Below are 3,366 nucleotides of genomic sequence, written 5' to 3' on the forward strand. Positions count from 1 at the left end.
GTGTATACTAGTAAAGTTGGTTTTATGAAAACGATTCCATAAAATTTAAAGAGATATTTTTTTTGAGATTATTTGTAGAGGTGTTTGGAATGTTTTCTGTACTTGCAGGCCTCACTACTGATCCTTCAACAGGGTTGTACCAATGGATGTCAAACGGCTTGAACGTTTGGCCATTTTTGGTCCTAGTGGTGGGTATCGCTATTTTGCTATTTTTGATTCTCAAGGCCAAGGTTAACACGTTTGTGTCATTGATTATTACATCAATTCTCGTGGCTCTTGGTTTGGGAATGAACCCAGCTGGTATTGCCGATGCGCTTAAGAACGGTATCGGTGGCACGATGGGTGAGTTGGTCATTGTCTTCGGTTTCGGGTCAATGATTGGTCGTTTGGTTTCTGATGCTGGTGGGTCATACCGTATCGCAACAACTTTGATTAACAAGTTTGGTAAGTCAAAGTTGCAATGGGCGGTTGCGGGTGCCTCATTTATTATCGGAATTTCATTGCTATTTGAAGTTGGTTTGGTTGTTTTGATTCCAATCGTCTTCACAATTGCTTTGGAAGCTGGCGTATCATTGTTGTATCTTGGAATTCCAATGGCCGCTGCTTTGTCAGCAGCCCAAGGATTCTTGCCACCACAGCCATCACCAACGGCTGTGACGAACGTTTTGGGTGCTAACATCGGGGTTGTCTTGATGTACGGAATCATCGTTGCCATTGTGGCGTTGATTGTAGCGGGACCTTTGTTCACACGTTTCGTACGTAAGATTGAGCCAAAGGCGTTCAAGATTACAAAGCACTTGGATGCAATCGGTGAAGTCAAGACGTTTAAGCTGGAAGAGACGCCATCATTTGGCTTGTCAATCGTGACGTCATTGATGCCTGTGTTCTTCATGTTGATTTCAACGGTTTACACGTTGGCCCACAACGGTGGTAAGCAGGTTTACTCAGGTATGGTCGGGGATGCAGCATGGAAGGCGATGACCGCTTCAGCTCGTCACGGTTACTTGACGGATCCATCAACGCTTGACCGTGTGATTGCCATGTTTGGTAACCCAGTGATTGCGATGGTTATTGCAATGGCCTTTGCGATCTGGTCAATGGGACCAAAGCAAGGTCGTACGATGTCAGAAGTTGGTGGCTCAATGTCAGAAGCATTGAAGTCAATCGCTAACTTGTTGATGGTTATCGGTGGTGGTGCAGCCTTCAAGGGAATCTTGACGGCCGGTGGTATTTCAACTGCGATTGCCACAGCATTCTCACACACGTCATTGTCACCAATCATCTTCGCATGGTTGATTGCCGTTATCTTGCGTGTATCTGTTGGATCAGCTACGGTTGCTGGTTTGACAACGGCCGGAATTGTGGCGCCTTTGGTTGCTAACCAAACGGCGGTTAACCCAGCGTTTGTTGTGCTTGCTATCGGTGCTGGTTCATTGGCAGCTTCACACGTTAACGATGCTGGTTTCTGGATGTTCAAGGAATTCTTTGACTTGGACGTACCACAAACGTTGAAGATTTGGACTGTCCTTGAAACAATCATTTCAGTTGTTGGTTTGATTGTTATCTTGATTTTGTCAGCCATCTTCTCATAACTTACACATGTCATAAAATACCCTAACTTCAGTCAAAGTTAGGGTATTTTTATTTGCGATTATGTCTATAATAATTTTTTCTAAGATACTTTTAGGGGATAGGTCATGAAGGTTTGGCATAATAAGTGGGTCCGCTGGGTCTGGTATAACACAACGGGGCTTTTCTGTTTACTCTATATTTTTCATGTTTCGGTGTTGGGAATCGGTGGTTGGATTATCACGCTGTTAACAATTAGCATGTTGGCAATTGCAGTGTTGATGATGATTTCAACGCTCTTACGACATTTGCGTAGCTTCCAAATGGCACTGCCAGAAGAGAAGGATACTCAGGCGTAAAAGCGATGGTAAAACGTGGTCCGGAAAGGTATACTTAAAGTAACTAGCGTGTCTGTATGACACAGTCGGACTACAACAAAACAAGGGCGCGTCTCAATTACGCGCTTTTAGTTTGGAAACAAGAAGGTATTGCCATTGACCACCGTAACTGTACAGCCAGGCGTTTTTTTACACGTACTGCCTAGCCAGCAATTTGCCACAACCCGAATTCTCGTTAATTTCACCCGCCAACATGACGCGACTTCTTTGGGCGGCCGTGTCCTAGCCAGCAATATGCTGGAAACGGCTTCTAAAAAATATCCTTCACAAACAGCTTTGGCCCGCGCACTGAGTGAACTCTATGGTGCGTCCTTTGGCACAGATGTTTTGAAAACTGGTGCATTGCACACGTTACGACTACGAATGACGTTGGTTCACGATTCGTTTGCACCGGATTCAGAAAGTCTGTTGGTTGATGGCTTTGCTTTTATCCGGGAGATGATGTGCGCGCCACTCGGTGATGCCGAACAGGGCTTTGATCCAACTGTTTTTGAGCGCCAACGTGAAATCTCACTTGATGAAATCGCCGGTTTACAGGAAGAAAAGCCGTTCTATGCGGCTCGGCAAGCCATCAATGCTTATTTCGATGATCCAGTGCAGGCATTGCCGGCTTACGGGACTGTTGACTTGCTTAAAACGGTCACTCCCAAGGAAGCCTGGGATGCCTGGTTTGATACGATGCAGCATGATCGCGTTGATATTATTGTTTTGGGTGATGTCGATGTTGCGACAGTTACGCAGGCAGTACAACAATTGCCACTAACCGGTCGTGCCATTGTGGGAAATCCCTATTATGAGCAACCAGAAAAAGATGCTGTTAAGCAGGTGGTTGAACTTGACAAGGTGAATCAGGCCCGCTTGATTCTGGCTTATCAATTGCATATTGCGCAGACGGATCGTTTTCAAGGCTTTGTGTTTAATGCATTGTTTGGTGGCTTAGCTGTCTCGCGTTTGTTTATGAATGTGCGTGAGTCAGCTGGCTTGGCTTATTCTGTCTATTCAGATTACAACCCATACACTGGTTTGCTCATGGTTGAGGCCGGGGTGGACCATGCCAAATTAGGTGAAGCCGAGCAACGAATTGACGCGGAGTTGACCCGCCTACAGACGGAATTAGTTGCTGACGACGAACTTGCCATGATTAAACGCTTGATGAAGGCAGACTATGTGACTTCCTTGGACCAACCAGGCCGCATCACAGAACGATTGCAGAATCAAGAATTAATCGGGTATCACACCACAGCTGAAGAGTGGTTGGCCGCCGTTGAGTCGGTTACCGCACAACAAGTACAACAAGTTGCGAACGCAGTCAAAAAACAACTGCATTATGAATTAGTGGGAGGGACCCAGAATGACTGATGCTGTGACACGTTTTGCGCCCAATGAGCGTCATGAAACA

The 3,366-nt window shown here is 45.8% G+C and carries 3 protein-coding genes; all 3 read left to right on the forward strand.

What is annotated here, in order from left to right; all coding sequences use genetic code 11:
• Positions 1-89: 89 nt before the first annotated feature.
• The 3 genes from WEIDD23_RS00240 (at position 90) to WEIDD23_RS00250 (ending at position 3,326) form a co-directional block, all read left to right on the forward strand.
• Positions 90-1,592, forward strand: a complete 1,503-nt coding sequence (locus tag WEIDD23_RS00240; protein WP_010370474.1) for a gluconate:H+ symporter — start codon at positions 90-92, stop codon at positions 1,590-1,592.
• Positions 1,593-1,697: 105 nt separating this feature from the next.
• Positions 1,698-1,928, forward strand: coding sequence for a hypothetical protein (locus WEIDD23_RS00245; protein WP_010370477.1), 231 nt, complete (start codon positions 1,698-1,700; stop codon positions 1,926-1,928).
• Between the two features lie 135 nt (positions 1,929-2,063).
• Positions 2,064-3,326: an EF-P 5-aminopentanol modification-associated protein YfmF gene (locus tag WEIDD23_RS00250; protein WP_010370480.1), complete on the forward strand. Its 1,263-nt coding sequence runs from the start codon at positions 2,064-2,066 to the stop codon at positions 3,324-3,326.
• The last annotated feature ends 40 nt before the right edge of the window (positions 3,327-3,366 follow it).

Source organism: Weissella sp. DD23, from assembly GCF_001579105.1.
In the GTDB taxonomy this organism is placed as follows: domain Bacteria; phylum Bacillota; class Bacilli; order Lactobacillales; family Lactobacillaceae; genus Weissella; species Weissella cibaria.

Excerpts from the sequence above, each read along its gene's own strand:
- WEIDD23_RS00245 (WP_010370477.1), top strand. The coding sequence starts at position 1,698 with ATGAAGGTTTGGCATAATAAGTGGGTCCGCTGGGTCTGGTATAACACA.
- WEIDD23_RS00240 (WP_010370474.1), top strand. The coding sequence starts at position 90 with ATGTTTTCTGTACTTGCAGGCCTCACTACTGATCCTTCAACAGGGTTG.